This is a genomic window from Immundisolibacter sp., from assembly GCF_028696615.1.
In the GTDB taxonomy this organism is placed as follows: domain Bacteria; phylum Pseudomonadota; class Gammaproteobacteria; order Immundisolibacterales; family Immundisolibacteraceae; genus Immundisolibacter.
Map to the genome: position 1 here is coordinate 1 of NZ_JAQVGQ010000069.1, position 11,469 is coordinate 11,469.

Consider the following 11,469-nt stretch of genomic DNA (forward strand, 5'->3'; position numbering starts at 1 on the left):
GCCGGTGGTGCTGGGGAACGAAGGCGTGGGCGTGGTCGAGGCGCTCGGCGCGGGCGTCGGCACCGACTATGCCGGCGCGCCGCTGGCGGTGGGTGACCGCGTCTACTGGCAGCCGGTGGCGCCGTGTCACCGCTGCTACGACTGCACCGTGCTGGGCGATGTGTCCATGTGCGAGAACGCCTTTGCCGGCGTGTTTGGTGACGCCGGCGGGCCGACTGCAGCCAGCTACTGCGACTACGCCACGCTGCGCGCCGGGCTGCCGTTCTATCGCGTGCCGGACGACACGCCGTCGGACGCCGTGATCGCCCTCGGCTGCGCGCTGCCGACCATGCTGCAGGGTCTCGAGCGTGTGGGCGGTATCCGGCCTGGCATGAGCGTGGTGGTGCAGGGCTGCGGGCCGGTAGGCCTGGCGGCGACGCTGCTCGCGCACCTGTCCGGGGCGGCGCCGCTGATCGTCATCGGCGCGCCGGCGCGGCGTCTTGCCGTGGCGCGGCAATTCGGTGCCGCGCATACGCTCGACCTGCATGACATGGCCGATCCCGAGGCGCGCATTGCGCGGGTATGGCAACTCACCGGCGGCCGCGGTGCCGACGTGGTGATCGAGGCGGCCGGTGCCTTGCCGGCGTTCGGCGAGGGCCTGCAGCTGGCGGCCCGCGGTGGGCGCTATCTGGTCGTGGGTCTGTGGTCGGCGCCCGGCACGGTGCCGGTCGAGCCGCGCCTGATCAACAACCGTAACCTGCGCATCTTCGGCACCGCCCTGGCGCAGCCGCGACACCTGTATCAGGCGTTGCAGGTGGTGCAGGCGCAGCACCAGCAATTTCCGCTGGCCGAAATGGTCACTCACCGCTACCGCATCGAAGACAGCCAGCAGGCGCTGGAAGCGGTGGCGCGCCTGGAAACCGTCAAGGCGGTGATCACGCCGGCGGGGTGAATCGGCCGGGCCGATGCGGCACGCGATCACCCGAAACCCGAACGAACGATTGATAGTTTTTGAGTCTTCCGTATACTTCGGCTGATACACGCCAGGCGCAAGGAGGCGCAATCCATGACCACCGTTACCTTCGTCGAAACCGATGGCACGCGCCACGAGGTGCAGGCTCGCAATGGCCGTTCGCTGATGCAGGCGGCGGTACAAAACGCCGTGCCGGGGATCGATGCCGACTGCGGTGGCAAGTGCCTGTGCGCTACTTGCCACGTGATCTTGCCCGAGGAGTGGTATGCGCGCATCGGCGGTCCCAACCCGGACGAGAAGGTGATGCTGGACCCGACGCCAGAGCGCGCGCCGACCTCGCGCTTGTCGTGCCAGATCGTGGTCACCGAAGCCCTGGAGGGCTTGGTGGTGTACCTGCCCGCGTACCAGATGTAGCGGCAGGCCCTGTCGCACTCGCTCACGGAGGAGAGAGCCATGTTGGACACCGTCAAATCGCTGCGCATGCTGGACCAGGACCCGGCCAGTATTGACCTGGAGCAGATCGACGTCAGCCAGGCCGAGCTGTATGAGCACGACGCGCAGTGGGGCTTTTTCGAGCGCCTGCGCCGGGATGACCCGGTGCATTACTGCGCGCACAGCGAGTTCGGACCGTTTTGGTCGGTTACCAAGTTCGAGCACATCGCGCACGTCGAAAAAAATCACCAGATATTTTCGTCCGAGCCGACCATCACGCTCGCCGACCTGCCGGAAGAAATCCCCTTCCAGAGCTTCATCCAGATGGACCCGCCCAAGCACGACGAGCACCGCGCCGCCGTGCAGCCGGTGGTGGCGCCGGCCAATCTGGCCAAGCTCGAACCCATCATCCGCGAGCGCGCCGGCCGTATCCTGGATGAGCTGCCGGTGGGCGAGACGTTCAACTGGGTGGATCGGGTATCGATCGAACTGACCACCCAGATGCTGGCGACGCTGTTCGATTTTCCGTTCGAGCAGCGGCGCAAGCTGACGTTCTGGTCGGATGCCACCACCGGCGCGCCGGACATCAGCGGCGGCGATTTCATCACGCCGGATGAGCGCAACAAGGCGCTGGCCGAGTGCGGCGAGACCTTCACCCGCCTGTGGTACGAGCGCGTCAACGGCCCGCCGGGCAACGACCTCATCTCCATGCTGGCGCACTCCGAGCGCACGCGGAACATCATCGACTCGCCGATGGAGTATCTGGGCAACATCCTGTTGCTGATCGTGGGCGGCAACGACACCACGCGAAATTCCATTTCCGGTGGCGTGCTGGCGCTGAACCAGAACCCGGGCGAGTACGAAAAACTGCGCCAGAACCCCAAACTCATCCCGAACATGGTGTCCGAGATCATCCGCTGGCAGACGCCGATCCTGGCCATGCGCCGGCGCGCCAAGGAGGATACCGAGCTGTTCGGCAAGCCGATTCGTAAAAACGACAAGGTCGTCATGTGGTACATCTCGGGCAACCGCGATGACGAGGTCATCGACGACCCGATGAGCTTTCGGATCGATCGCGAAAACGCCCGTCACCACCTGTCGTTCGGCTTCGGCATCCACCGCTGCATGGGCAACCGTCTGGCCGAAATGCAGCTGCGCGTGGCCTGGGAGGAGATCATGAAGCGGTTTCGCATGGTGGAGGTGGTGGGTGCGCCGGTGCGTGTGAAATCAAACATCATCCGCGGCTACCGCGAACTGCCGGTGCGCGTGCATCCGTGGTAAGCCCGGCACGTGCGCGGGTGATGTGTATCCTGTAAGAGCGCGGTAACGGAAAACAGGGTATGCTGCGCGGCGTACGGTCGATGAAGCGGTGGTTCGCCCTGCTTTTCGGCGCGAGCACAAGCACCCTGTGGGGATTGCGGCTCGGGTGGCGCGTGGCGGCTGACCGCTACCGCGCCGTGAGCTGTCAAGGCCTGCAGACAGGGTTACCGGTGCCCGTTCGAGTTGTCATTGTTTGATGGTTTTTCGCTGAGTGTTCGTTTCGCAAGCGTTTGCGGGTTGTCGTTTGGGCAGCCGCATCCTTCCCCCCTTCGCCCGGTCCGGCGTCTGTCGGTCCGCGGTCGAACGGTTCGGTTCCGTCCACCGCGCGGGCGGATGTCATTCGCCTTCACCGCGCCCCGGGCTGAGTGCTCGTGGGCCTGGCGTGCGAGGCGGCGGTGTTCGCTCGTTCGGTTCTGACGCGGTGATGGATTCGCGCGCCTGTCGCGTGCTCGAAAACTGGCACCCGTCGGCTGCGCAAGCTCGCACCGTATTGCTGTCGCCCATTCCTGAACCGGCCGTGCCCATGCCGTTGGGTACCGGGCTGTTCCAGCCTTTTTCTGACAACAAGAAGAAAAAAGAACAAGAACAAGAGAAGACGAACCTGCGCAAGCCCGCCACGGGTGTCGCGTATGGGGATGTGTCGGCGAAGTCGCCGTCTTTCGATCGGCATTTGCCGACCCCGGCCTGGTCGCCGGAAATCCTTTGAAACCCTGGAGTGCTTGTCAATGCAAAAAAGCAAACTTTACGTCGGTAACTTTCCGTATTCCTGCACGGAAGATCAGCTGCGTGCCCTGTTTTCGGAATATGGTCAGATCACCGATCTGGCCATGATCATGGATCGCGATACCGGGCGGCCGAAGGGCTTTGCCTTCGTCACCTTTGCTTCCGCTCAGGCGGCCGAGAAGGCGCTGGAGCAGAACGGGCGTGACCTTGGCGGCCGTCCGCTGAAGGTCAACATGGCGCTGGAGCGCGACAACAACAGCCGTGGCCCCCGCCCCGGCGGTTTCGGTGGCGCCGGGCGCGGTCCGCGTTACTGACGCGAACGCGTTCGCTAGCAAAAAAGCCCGGCGCCGTCCGGGCTTTTTTGTGTCCGGCGAATGTTGCCCTGGGATATCGCTGATTATTCAGCGAGGCTCTTCGGGGCTGGATGTCCGCGTCGATAGCCACGAGGGCGCCGTTCAGCTGGCCGGCCACACGCCATCGAGCGCACCCGCGATCAGCGTGCCGACGCCAGCGTCGGTGAATACCTCCAGCAGCACGGCGTGCTCGACGCGGCCATCGATGATGTGCGCGGCGCCGACACCGCCCGCTACCGCATCGAGCGCGCAGCGCACCTTCGGCAGCATGCCGCCGTGGATGGTGCCATCGGCGATCAGCGCCTGCGCGGTGTCTGCATCCATTCGCGGGATGAGCTTGCCGCCGCCGTCCAGCACGCCGGCGGTGTTGGTCAGCAGCATCAGTTTTTCGGCCTTGAGCGCGATGGCGAGCTTGCCGGCCACGGTGTCGGCGTTGATGTTGTAGGTCGCGCCGTCGGCGCCGACGCCGACCGGCGCCACCACGGGGATGAAGTCCCGGCCGCTCAGCAGATCGATCAGCGCGGTGTCGATGGCCTCCACCTCGCCCACGTGACCCAGATCGATGATCTCGTCCGGCAGCGCCTCGTCGTCGGCTTCCCGGCGCAGGGTCAGTTTGCGCGCGCGCACGGTGGCGGCGTCCTTGCCGGTGATGCCGACCGCCTGGCCGCCGTGGCTGTTGATGCGGTTCACGATCTCCTTGTTGACCAGGCCGCCCAGCACCATCTCCACCACGTCCATGGTGGCGGCGTCGGTGACGCGCTGACCTTCGATGAAGCGGCTTTCGATGCCGAGCCGGCCGAGCAGCTCGCCGATCTGCGGCCCGCCGCCGTGCACCACCACCGGATTCATGCCGACCAGCTTCATCAGCACCACGTCGCGCGCAAAGCTGTGCTTGAGCTGGGCATCCACCATGGCATTGCCGCCGTACTTGACGACGATGGTCTTGCCGCGGAAACGGCGGATGTAGGGCAGGGCCTCGACCAGCACCACGGCGATGCGGTGGGCGGCGTCGATCGACAACGGCATGGCGGCTCTCCGGGTGACAGTTGGCCGAATTCTAGGCCGGCCGGCATCGCTTATCATGCGGCCCGATTCCCGCCGGATTGCGCCATGCCTGACCAAGCCCTGCTCGAAACCCCGCTGCATGCCCTGCACCTGGCCGCCGGTGCCCGCATGGCGCCATTCGCCGGCTACGACATGCCGCTGCATTACGGTTCGCAGCTCGACGAGCACCACGCGGTGCGCGCCGCGGCAGGCGTGTTCGACGTGTCGCACATGGCGCAGGCGGACGTCACCGGTCCGCAGGCGCAGGCGTATTTGCGGCACGTGCTGGCCGGTGATGTGGCGCGTCTTGCCGACGGGCAGGCGCTGTACGCGTGTCTGCTGAACGAGCGCGGCGGCATCATCGACGACCTGCTCGCCTACCGCCTGGCGGCAGACCGCTACCGGCTGGTGCTGAACGCGGCCCGTCGGCAGGCCGATCTCGACTGGCTGCGCGCGCAGCTGGCGGGTTTCGAGGTGGCGCTTCGCCCGCGTGAAGACCTCGCCATGTTGGCGGTGCAGGGGCCAAAGGCGCGCGCGCTGGCCGATGCCTGCCTGCCGCCGGCGCTGCGCGGCGCGGCGGCGGGGCTCGAGCGCTTCACCGCCGCCGGTGACGGCGACTGGCTGGTCGCCCGCACCGGCTACACCGGCGAGGACGGCTACGAAATCATGCTGCCGGCGGCGAAGGCCGTGGCGCTGTGGCAGGCGCTGCTGCGCGCCGGTGTGCGCCCGGCGGGCTTGGGCGCGCGCGACACGCTGCGCCTGGAAGCCGGTCTTTCGCTGTACGGGCACGAGATGGACGAGACGGTGACGCCGCTCGAGTGTGGCCTCGCCTGGACCGTGCATTTCGATCCGGCGCGGCCGTTCATCGGCCGCGCCGCGCTCGAGGCGCAGCGCGCGGCGGGCGTGCGTCGCCAGCGCGTGGGCGTAGTGCTGGCCTGCCGCGGCGTGTTGCGTGACGGCGCGCCGGTGCTGCAGCACGGCCGCGAAGTCGGCGTGCTCACCTCGGGCGGCTTCGGGCCGACGGTCGGCCGCGGCATCGGCCTTGCCCGCGTCGAGGTCGGCGTGCAGGGGGCTTGTACCATCCGCATTCGCGACCGCGAGCTGCCGGCGTGCGTCGTGAATCCGCCGTTCGTGCGCGAGGGGGTGCTGCGCGTCGAGCTGCCGCCGCTGGCGGAACGCTGATTGCCGCCCCGTTTCGACGTTTTTTTCAGTCAGGGAGATCGACCTTGAGCCAGGTGCCGGACACGCTGCGTTACACCGAAACCCACGAATGGCTGCGCCAGGAAGCCGACGGCAGCATCACCGTTGGCATCACCGACCACGCCCAGGCGCAACTGGGCGACCTCGTCTACGTGGAACTGCCGGCGATCGGCAAGACGCTCGCGGCCGGCGAGGCCTGCGCCGTGGTCGAATCGGTCAAGGCGGCGGCGGACGTGTACGCGCCGCTCGCCGGCACCGTGCTGGCGGTGAACGAGGCGCTGGCTGGCGCGCCCGAACTGGTGAATGAAGACCCCTACGGCGCCGGCTGGCTGCTGCGCCTGTCCGGCGCCCTGCCGGCCGACCTGCTGGACGCCGCCGCTTACCGTGCGCTGACCGAGTCCGCCTGATGCCGTTCATCCCGCACACGGCGGACGAGGTGGCCGCCATGCTGCGCACGATCGGCGTGGCCGACGTCGCGCAGCTGTTCGACGAAATCCCGCCGCAGCTGCGCATCGAAGGTCTCCCCGGCGTGCCAGGTGGCCTGCCGGAGTGGGAAGTGGCGGCGCTGCTGGCCGAACGCACGGCGGGCGATCGCAACCCGACCTGTTTTCTGGGCGCTGGCGCCTATCAGCACCACATCCCGGCGGCGGTGTGGCAGATCGTCACCCGCGGCGAGTTCTACTCCGCCTACACGCCCTACCAGGCCGAGGCGAGCCAGGGCACGCTGCAGGTGCTGTACGAGTTCCAGAGCATGATCGCCGGCCTTGCGGGGCTCGACGTCGCCAACGCCTCGCTGTACGACGGCGCCTCGGCGCTGGCAGAAGCGGTGCTGATGGCGGTGCGCGCCAACGGGCAGGCGGGCCGGCGCGTGCTGCTGCCGCGGGCGCTGCACCCGGCCTACCGGGCGACGGTGAAAAGCATCGTCGCCCGCCAGGGCATCGAGGTGATCGAGCCCGGCTTCGATCGTCAGACCGGCCGCACCGCGCTGGAGGGCGTGGATTGGACCGGCGTGGCGGCGCTCGCCGTGCCGCAGCCGAATTTCTTCGGCGTGCTGGAAGACGTCGATGCGCTGACCGACGCCGCCCATGCGGCCGGCGCGCTCGCGATCGGCGTGGTCAACCCGCTGGCGCTGGCCATCCTGAAGCCGCCCGGCGAGTGGGGCGGCCAGGGCGCCGACATCGCCTGCGGCGAAGGTCAGCCGCTGGGCATTCCACTGTCGGGCGGCGGACCGTACCTGGGCTTCATGGCCTGCCGGCAGGCGCTGGTGCGCCAGTTGCCGGGCCGCATCGCGGGGCGCACCGTAGACCTCGACGGCCGCGATGGCTTCACGCTCACCCTGCAGGCGCGCGAGCAGCACATCCGCCGCGCCAAGGCGACCTCCAACATCTGTACCAATCAGGGCCTGCTGGCGACCGCCGCGACGCTGTACATGAGTCTCATGGGGCCGGCGGGGCTGGAAACGGTGGCGCGGCGCAGCCACGCCCACTTGCGTTTGCTCACCGAGCGCCTGTGCGCGCTGCCGGGCGTCGGGCCCGCCTTCAGCGGTCCGGTGTTCAACGAAACCGTGCTGCGCGTGCAGGGCGACCTGCCGCGCGTGCTGGATGGTCTGCTCGAGCGCGACATCCTGGGCGGTTTGCCGCTGGCGGGGCACTACCCGGAGCTCGCCGACGGCCTTTTGGTGTGCACCACCGAGCTGACGGGACCGTCCGCGTGCGAGCGCTACGCCGCCGCGCTCACCGAGCTGCTGTAGGCGCCCATGCAGTCGCCGGCGCAGACCCACTGGCGCGGCATCGTCATTGCTTTTCTGGCCGGCGTGGCGGCGGCGACGGCGCTGTCCAAGGCGGCGCCGGCAGCGCTCGACCTGCGCCAGGGGCTCGGGCTCACGTTGGCGCAGATCGGCTGGGTGATGTCGGCCGGCACCATCGCCACCTTCGTGCTCGGTGTGGCGTCCGGCCAGCTGAGCCACTGGCGCGGCGCGCGCACGCTGCTGCGCGACGGGCTGCTGGTGCTGATCGTCGCCGGCGCGGTCAGCGCGCTGGCGCCGGCCACCGGCTGGCTGCTGGCCGGGCGGGGGCTCGAAGGCTTCGGCGTGGTGCTGATCACGGTCGCCGCGCCGACGCTGATCGCCAGTCTGTCGCGGCGCGAGGACATGGGACTGACCATGGGTGTGTGGGCGCTGTGGATGCCGGTCGGCAGCATTCTGATGCTGGCGCTCGCGCCCTGGCTGCTGGCGGCGTTCGGCTGGCGCGGCCTGTGGGCGGTGAGCAGCCTGGCGGCATTGGCGGTGCTGGCCATGCTGCCCGGCCTGCCGCGGCAGGTGGGCTTGCCGTCGGGTGGGCGGCTCGACCTGAGCGTGCTGCGCACCCCGGCGCCGTGGGTTCTGGCGCTGGCGTTTTTCTGCTTCAGCAGCCAGTTTTTCACCGTATTCACGTTTCTGCCGACCTACCTGACGCACTCGCTCGGCATCGATCGCGCCAGCGCGGCGCTGGCGTGTGCGCTGGTGCCGGCGGCGATCATCCCGGGCAATCTGCTCGGCGGTGTACTGGTGCATCGCGGCTGGCAGCCGTCCAGCCTGCTGGTGGCGCCGGCGCTGCCGCTGCTGGCGGTGCTGCCGGTGATGTTGTTGCTGCGGCACTCGCCGCCGGTGATGTACCTGCTGCTGGCGCTGTATGGTTTTCTGCTCGGCATCATCCCGACCGGCATCTTCACGCAGGCGCCGCTGTTGGCGCCGACGCCGCCGGCCACCGGGCCGATTCTGGGGCTGGCACTCAGCGGACAGGGTCTCGGCATCCTGGTCGGGCCGCCGCTGGCCGGCGCGCTGCTGGAGCGTACCGGCAGCTGGCTGTGGCCGGTGGTGTTTCTGGCCACGGCGCTGGCGGGTCTAGTGGTGTGTGCGTCGTGGTTGCGCCGGGCCGGACGGCGGCGCGTGGCCTAGCCGCGTGCGTTGACCGGCTGCCCACGGGCGCCTAATCTTGCCGCCGTCCGCGCCCTGCCGGCGCGCGCTGCCCGGGGAGCATCTATGTCCGCGTTCAAGTTGGTCGTGGCGGCAACGCTGGTGATGGCGTTGGTGCGTCCGTCCCTGGCGACCGAGGCTGATATGTATGGTCCCGGCGCCAGCGATCAGCCGACGGCCGCCGCCATGGTCGCCGATGCGCTGGTGGCGCGGCCGCTGTATGCGGCGGCGACCGCCATTGGTGCGGCGGTGTTCGTGGTGACCTTGCCGTTCAGTGCCATCGGCGGCAACGTCAAAGAGGCGAGCCAGGAACTGGTCACCGGTCCCGCGCAGGGACTGCTCACGCGTTGCCTGGGCTGCCGGCAGCCGGTGCCGGCAGCGCACATCGAGCGTCCGGTCGAATAACACTCGCCGGCGTCGCCTCTCAGTCGATCACCAGCGGCGCCGCCACGGCGTGGCGTTTGTCGGCGCCAAACAGCAATTCCACCAGCGTCAGCGCGAACTCGAGGGCCGTTCCCGGGCCGCGGCTGGTGACGATGCCGTCATCCACCACCACGCGTTGTCCGAGTGCCTGTGCTGGTGCCAGGCGGTCCATGAAGTTGGGGTGCGCCGTCGCCCGCGTGCCGAGCAGGCCGTGCGGGGCGAGCGTGACTGCCGGCGCGGCGCAAATGGCGCCATAGAGCCGTCTGGCGGCGCGCTGCGTGCGCAGCAGCGCGATCAGCGGTGCGCAGTCGCGCAGACGCTCGGCGCCCGGCATGCCGCCCGGCAGCGCGATGAGGTCGAAGCGTTGCCCTGTGCAGGCGCCGATGAGTTCATCCGCGGTGATCCGCACGCCGCGCGAGCAGGTGACGGCAAGTTCGCTCTCCACCGAAGCCACCGTGACGACGGCGCCGGCACGGCGCAGCACGTCGATGAGGCATACGGCCTCGATTTCCTCGCTGCCGTCGGCGATCGGCACCAGTGCGGTGCGAGTGGGCGTTTCCATCAGCAAGCCTCCGTCAGACGGCAGCGGCGCCGTAGTACAGATTCACCGTGTGCGTCGCCTCGGCGAAGAACAGCCAGCGCTCGGCAAACGTACCCAGCATGCCGAGCACCAGCGCCAGCGCGGCGAGCGGCGCGGCAAGCGGTATTGGCAGCGGCGCGGCCAGTGCGAGCAGCGCCGCCGCCAGCAGCAGGCCGCCCAGCGCCAGCCGGCGCAGGCGCGCAGCGTGCTTGCGGGCGACGGCGAAGCCCATTTCCTTTTGCAGGTAATTGGGCGCGGTGTGCGGGCGCTCGAGCAGCCGCGCCGCGCCGAGCCGGCCAAGGCCGGTGGCGTCGGCCACCGTGGCGAGCGGGGGTGCAGCATCGATGGCGCGCCAGTAATGGCGTTTCACCCAGGCGGCCAGCAGCAGTCCCGCCACGGCGAGCGCGCAGGCGCGCGCCTGACCTGCACCAAACAGACTGCTGAGCAACGCCAGCCACAAGCCGCCGTTGCCGAGCGCGAGGGCCAGGTAGCCGGCCGGCACCCAGCGGTTGTGCCATTGCGGGATGGGTTTGAGGCTGGCGTAGATCATCGCGGTCGAGAACACCGTGGCCGGCACCAAAAGCACCGTCAGCCAGCCGGCGGCGGCATAGAGGCCATCGAGGTGACCGACCAGCAGCCAGCCGGCGGCGAGCCCCAGCGCTGGCGGGTAGACCAGCAGCGCCAGCACGCCCTCGCGCGACAGCCAAGAGCTGCGCCACTGCGTGAGCGCCCGCCAGGCGCGTTCGGGATGGCCGAGGTGAAAGGTCGAGGCGAGTAGGCCCGCCGTGATGAGCGCGAGCGCGCAGCCGAAGCCGGCCAGGCCCAGGCTGCGCGTGAGCGGCAGGGCGTCCAGACAGCCGAGCAGCGCCAGCCAGAACAGCAGCCCGTAGCCGGCGCCGGAGGTGACGGTGAACAGAATGACCGAAGCGGCAGGATGCATGGGTTACCTCAGCGCGACAGCAGGCGATCGACCCAGCGCAGCAGGCGCTGGCCGATGTCGGCGCCGCCCGCCGCATCGGCCAGCGGCTCGCTCGCGGCGGCGGCGCGCCGCTGCCGCGGCGGCAGATAGCGGTTGACCGGCCGGTAGCCGAGCTGCGGCAAAAGCTCCACGCCGCCGCGTTCGGCGACGCGTTTCGACACGTCCGATTCGGGATCGCCCAGATCGCCGAACGCCCGCGCCGAGGCCGGGCACACCATCACGCAGGCCGGCTGGCGCTCGGCCGGCGGCAGATTTTGGTTGTAGATGCGATCCACGCACAGCGTGCATTTTTTCATGGTGCCGGTGGCGTAGTCGTACTCGCGCGCCCCGTACGGACAGGCCCAGGAGCACAGTTTGCAGCCGATGCACTTGTCCTCGTCGATGAGCACGATGCCGTCCTCGCCGCGCTTGTAGGACGCGCCGGTCGGACACACCGTGACGCAGGCCGGCTGCTCGCAGTGCAGGCACGAGCGCGGGAAGTGCACCGTGCGCGAGTCGCCACCGCAGCCG

Annotated in this window: 14 protein-coding genes; 10 read left to right on the forward strand and 4 right to left on the reverse strand. The window is 69.2% G+C overall.

The window, feature by feature from the left end; all coding sequences use genetic code 11:
- The 5 genes from PHC73_RS06430 to PHC73_RS06450 form a co-directional block, all read left to right on the forward strand.
- On the forward strand, positions 1 to 931 hold a 931-nt coding region (locus tag PHC73_RS06430), incomplete at its 5' end, for a zinc-binding dehydrogenase (RefSeq protein ID WP_300125865.1).
- A 114-nt stretch (positions 932 to 1,045) separates the two neighbouring features.
- Positions 1,046 to 1,366 carry a 2Fe-2S iron-sulfur cluster-binding protein gene (locus tag PHC73_RS06435; protein WP_300125867.1) on the forward strand — a complete coding sequence of 107 codons (321 nt, stop codon included), beginning with the start codon at positions 1,046 to 1,048 and terminating at the stop codon, positions 1,364 to 1,366.
- Between the two features lie 39 nt (positions 1,367 to 1,405).
- Positions 1,406 to 2,665: a cytochrome P450 gene (locus PHC73_RS06440; RefSeq protein WP_300125868.1), complete on the forward strand. Its 1,260-nt coding sequence runs from the start codon at positions 1,406 to 1,408 to the stop codon at positions 2,663 to 2,665.
- A 463-nt stretch (positions 2,666 to 3,128) separates the two neighbouring features.
- Positions 3,129 to 3,410, forward strand: coding sequence for a hypothetical protein (locus PHC73_RS06445; protein WP_300125871.1), 282 nt, complete (start codon positions 3,129 to 3,131; stop codon positions 3,408 to 3,410).
- A gap of 19 nt (positions 3,411 to 3,429) precedes the next feature.
- Positions 3,430 to 3,741, forward strand: coding sequence for an RNA-binding protein (locus tag PHC73_RS06450; RefSeq protein WP_300125873.1), 312 nt, complete (start codon positions 3,430 to 3,432; stop codon positions 3,739 to 3,741).
- 141 nt (positions 3,742 to 3,882) lie between these two features.
- Here the strand turns inward: PHC73_RS06450 and argB are convergent, their stop codons facing one another.
- A complete protein-coding gene (gene argB, locus PHC73_RS06455) occupies positions 3,883 to 4,806 on the reverse strand; it encodes an acetylglutamate kinase (RefSeq protein WP_300125875.1) in 924 nt (307 codons plus the stop codon).
- Between the two features lie 84 nt (positions 4,807 to 4,890).
- Between argB and gcvT the strand changes: the two genes are divergently transcribed.
- The 5 genes from gcvT to PHC73_RS06480 all read left to right on the forward strand — a co-directional run bounded on the left by gcvT (position 4,891) and on the right by PHC73_RS06480 (position 9,382).
- Positions 4,891 to 6,006 (forward strand): glycine cleavage system aminomethyltransferase GcvT, encoded by a 1,116-nt coding sequence (gene gcvT, locus PHC73_RS06460; protein WP_300125877.1) that lies wholly within the window; start codon positions 4,891 to 4,893, stop codon positions 6,004 to 6,006.
- Positions 6,007 to 6,050: 44 nt separating this feature from the next.
- Positions 6,051 to 6,431 carry a glycine cleavage system protein GcvH gene (gene gcvH, locus PHC73_RS06465; protein ID WP_300125880.1) on the forward strand — a complete coding sequence of 127 codons (381 nt, stop codon included), beginning with the start codon at positions 6,051 to 6,053 and terminating at the stop codon, positions 6,429 to 6,431.
- Positions 6,431 to 7,774, forward strand: a complete 1,344-nt coding sequence (gene gcvPA / locus PHC73_RS06470; RefSeq protein ID WP_300125881.1) for an aminomethyl-transferring glycine dehydrogenase subunit GcvPA — start codon at positions 6,431 to 6,433, stop codon at positions 7,772 to 7,774. Before gcvH ends, gcvPA begins: the two co-directional genes overlap by 1 nt.
- Positions 7,775 to 7,780: 6 nt before the next feature.
- Positions 7,781 to 8,959 carry a CynX/NimT family MFS transporter gene (locus PHC73_RS06475; RefSeq protein ID WP_300125883.1) on the forward strand — a complete coding sequence of 393 codons (1,179 nt, stop codon included), beginning with the start codon at positions 7,781 to 7,783 and terminating at the stop codon, positions 8,957 to 8,959.
- Positions 8,960 to 9,043: 84 nt separating this feature from the next.
- Entirely contained in the window at positions 9,044 to 9,382 is a 339-nt protein-coding gene (locus PHC73_RS06480; protein ID WP_300125885.1) for a hypothetical protein, read from the forward strand.
- A gap of 19 nt (positions 9,383 to 9,401) precedes the next feature.
- Here the strand turns inward: PHC73_RS06480 and PHC73_RS06485 are convergent, their stop codons facing one another.
- The 3 genes from PHC73_RS06485 to PHC73_RS06495 form a co-directional block, all read right to left on the reverse strand.
- Entirely contained in the window at positions 9,402 to 9,962 is a 561-nt protein-coding gene (locus tag PHC73_RS06485; protein ID WP_300125888.1) for a DJ-1 family glyoxalase III, read from the reverse strand.
- A 13-nt stretch (positions 9,963 to 9,975) separates the two neighbouring features.
- Positions 9,976 to 10,920, reverse strand: coding sequence for a DmsC/YnfH family molybdoenzyme membrane anchor subunit (locus tag PHC73_RS06490; RefSeq protein WP_300125890.1), 945 nt, complete (start codon positions 10,918 to 10,920; stop codon positions 9,976 to 9,978).
- An 8-nt stretch (positions 10,921 to 10,928) separates the two neighbouring features.
- Positions 10,929 to 11,469 (reverse strand): 4Fe-4S dicluster domain-containing protein (locus PHC73_RS06495; RefSeq protein WP_300125892.1); only part of this gene is annotated, 541 nt, incomplete at its 5' end.

Excerpts from the sequence above, each read along its gene's own strand:
- PHC73_RS06485 (WP_300125888.1), bottom strand. The coding sequence starts at position 9,962 with ATGGAAACGCCCACTCGCACCGCACTGGTGCCGATCGCCGACGGCAGC.
- PHC73_RS06450 (WP_300125873.1), top strand. The coding sequence starts at position 3,430 with ATGCAAAAAAGCAAACTTTACGTCGGTAACTTTCCGTATTCCTGCACG.
- PHC73_RS06445 (WP_300125871.1), top strand. The coding sequence starts at position 3,129 with ATGGATTCGCGCGCCTGTCGCGTGCTCGAAAACTGGCACCCGTCGGCT.
- PHC73_RS06440 (WP_300125868.1), top strand. The coding sequence starts at position 1,406 with ATGTTGGACACCGTCAAATCGCTGCGCATGCTGGACCAGGACCCGGCC.
- PHC73_RS06490 (WP_300125890.1), bottom strand. The coding sequence starts at position 10,920 with ATGCATCCTGCCGCTTCGGTCATTCTGTTCACCGTCACCTCCGGCGCC.
- PHC73_RS06475 (WP_300125883.1), top strand. The coding sequence starts at position 7,781 with ATGCAGTCGCCGGCGCAGACCCACTGGCGCGGCATCGTCATTGCTTTT.
- PHC73_RS06435 (WP_300125867.1), top strand. The coding sequence starts at position 1,046 with ATGACCACCGTTACCTTCGTCGAAACCGATGGCACGCGCCACGAGGTG.
- gcvT (WP_300125877.1), top strand. The coding sequence starts at position 4,891 with ATGCCTGACCAAGCCCTGCTCGAAACCCCGCTGCATGCCCTGCACCTG.
- gcvPA (WP_300125881.1), top strand. The coding sequence starts at position 6,431 with ATGCCGTTCATCCCGCACACGGCGGACGAGGTGGCCGCCATGCTGCGC.
- PHC73_RS06480 (WP_300125885.1), top strand. The coding sequence starts at position 9,044 with ATGTCCGCGTTCAAGTTGGTCGTGGCGGCAACGCTGGTGATGGCGTTG.
- argB (WP_300125875.1), bottom strand. The coding sequence starts at position 4,806 with ATGCCGTTGTCGATCGACGCCGCCCACCGCATCGCCGTGGTGCTGGTC.